3 protein-coding genes are annotated in these 2,440 nt (G+C 63.7%); all 3 read right to left on the bottom strand.

The window, feature by feature from the left end; genetic code table 11:
• Positions 1–1,164: PPE family protein (locus WAN02_RS21140; RefSeq protein ID WP_422266173.1), on the bottom strand; the 1,164-nt coding region annotated here is incomplete at its 3' end.
• Positions 1,165–1,179: 15 nt separating this feature from the next.
• Positions 1,180–1,467: a hypothetical protein gene (locus WAN02_RS21135; RefSeq protein ID WP_422266172.1), complete on the bottom strand. Its 288-nt coding sequence runs from the start codon at positions 1,465–1,467 to the stop codon at positions 1,180–1,182.
• A gap of 408 nt (positions 1,468–1,875) precedes the next feature.
• On the bottom strand, positions 1,876–2,440 hold a 565-nt coding region (locus tag WAN02_RS21130; RefSeq protein WP_422266171.1), incomplete at its 5' end, for a DUF4436 family protein.

The raw sequence follows: 2,440 nt of genomic DNA, 5'->3' as shown, positions 1-2,440 counted from the left end.
GGCCCGACCCGCCATGCCGGCCAGCGCCATTTCGCTGAGCGTGCTGCTTGAGCTGGCTTCGGCGGCCACCGCGGGGACGGCGCCGGCACCGCTTTCCGGCAGCGCCGGCAGCGTGTAAGAGATGGGGCGTACCGCCGGTGTCGAGACGGCCCACGTCGGCGGCACGGACAACGCGCCGACTGTGTTGGCTTCACCCAGGCCCGCCGATAGGGCCGTCACGGCCGACGGCGCTATCGGGCCCGTGATACGCGCCGGGAAGGCCGTGGGCGGCTGCTCTCCGGTCTCCGGCCAGGGCGCTTCCCCGTCCCAACCGCTGACGATCTTGTCGGTGTGCAAACCGGTCCCGGCACCGATGATGTCCAAGGGCAGCGCCGTCACCCCGACCACGCCGAATGGTATGTCGGCAGCAAAGGTGGCGATGGCTGACGGTGCGTCGAGAAAAATGCTGATCAGGTCACTCAGCGTGCCCAGCGGATCGCCCGCCTGCGCGGACGTGGCGGCCGCCGGCGCGGCGGTTGCCAGACTCTGCAGCGCGTTGGGCACCGACGAAAACGCTCGCTGGATCGTACTCTGTGCGTTGCCGGCCGCGGTGCCAGTAGCTTGACTGGCCGCCACGGCTTGGTTGGCCGACCCGGTCGGGTTGGTGTTCTGTTGGGGCGGGTTGAACGGTGTCAGTGACGTCGCGGAGGCCGCCGAAGCGGCATACCCGTACATCGCCGCGGTGTCCTGGGCCCACATCTCGGCGTACTGAGCCTCGTTGGTGGCGATTTTCTGGGTGTTTCGGCCGAACAGGTTCGTCGCCACGAGCGTCATCAGCTGGCTTCGGTTGGCGGCGACCGTGGATGGCGGCACGGTCGACATGAACGCCGTTTGGTAGGCGGTGGCCGCCGTTTTGGCTTGCGCGGCCGTTTCCTCGGCCTGTGCGGCGGTGGCGTTGAGCCACGTGACGTACGTCGCTGCGGCGGCGGCCATCGACGCTGATGCGGGTCCCAGCCACTGCCCAGTGGTCAGGCTCGAAACCACCGACTGATATGAGCTGGCCGCCGAATGTAGTTCGGCGGCCAGCCCTTGCCAAGCCTGTGCGGCGGTGAGCATCGGCGCCGCCCCCGGCCCGGTATACATTCGAAGGGAGTTGATCTCCGGCGGATAGGTCCCGAAATCCATTGCTCAGTAACCCCTTCAGTGCACCGCGGTCGAAATAGCCCGCGCGGTGGCGCCATACGCCTCGATGCGATCGGCTGTGGGGTGAATGATGTTGTCCGCCAAGACTTTTGTTGCTTCTCGTGTCGGCGCGCTGTGAGCGGCCGCCTCGCCGATACGCGGGCCGATCATCGCGTACGACGTTACGAACGGCCGCTGTAGACATTCGGGTTCAACGGTCGTGGAAAGCATCTCCCCCTCTTTCCAAAGACGGTTCGGCTGAGCGCCAGTCGGACGGCGCCAGATTTGTCGGTCCAGGAAGCCCATCGGCTCAATGTCTTGACCGTCCGGGCATCCCATTATGTTTCTTAACGCATGGCAAACAAAATCATAACGCCATCTTGACGCCCACTTGCGGTAGCAACCACTTACAATTCTCAGGCCGATCATCCGCGTTTCTCAGGTTCAGCGAATTGTGTGCAGTCGCACAAAGTCCCAGCTTTGCGCAACACCTGCTCTCACCCCGCGGATCGATGGCCCGGACAGTCCATCCATTTTATGCGGTAGTTCCTGTGAGTCGGCTGTACTCGGCTTGTCAGAATGCTGGCACCTGGTCCCGTCGTCGTAGTGGACGCCCTCGCGCGATGGTCGAAATTGGTTCTCGCGCAGACGTATCTGGACTTCGGGGCACCTTGTCCGGTATCCGGAACCGAATCATGTTGTGTCGTTTGCCTCTCAGGACTCAGGTGTGGACTTAGTTGTCGCTCGCCACCAGGCCCCGATGTAAAGCAGCATCGAGACCACCAGAGCCACCAGCACCCACATGACGATGGTGAGATCGATCCAGCTCCCGAACGACGGCGAACCCGGAAGCGCGTTCCTCAGCGGCAGCACCGCAAACAGCATGGCGGCGTACCACGTGGTCATCGGCGACTGAAACCTGCGCGGGTCGCGAACGGTCTTGATCGCGACAAACAAGCCGACAGCGGCGATCGCCACGAAAATGCAGAGGATGACGATCGCGAACACCATCGTGCTCGCCGATCGTTGCAAGTCGACCTCGTAGGGCGCCGACGCACTGACGTTGTTCACCCGACGCACGTCGACTTTCCATCCGGTCAGCCGATCGACGAACGTGATGTTGGCGCGTTCGGGCAGTTGTCCCTCAGCGGTGAACAGCGAAACGGTGATCGGCCCGGTGTAATAGCTGTCGAAGGGCCAGCGCTCGACGTCACGCGCCAGAGTGATGGGAACGGGAAAGACACCGGGCAACATACCTTTGGACCAGGTCCGTCTGATC

This window comes from Mycobacterium sp., from assembly GCF_049281135.1.
Classification (GTDB): Bacteria; Actinomycetota; Actinomycetes; order Mycobacteriales; family Mycobacteriaceae; genus Mycobacterium.
The sequence above is the reverse complement of the archived record's forward strand: the minus strand, read 5'-3'. Positions and strand labels throughout refer to the sequence as shown.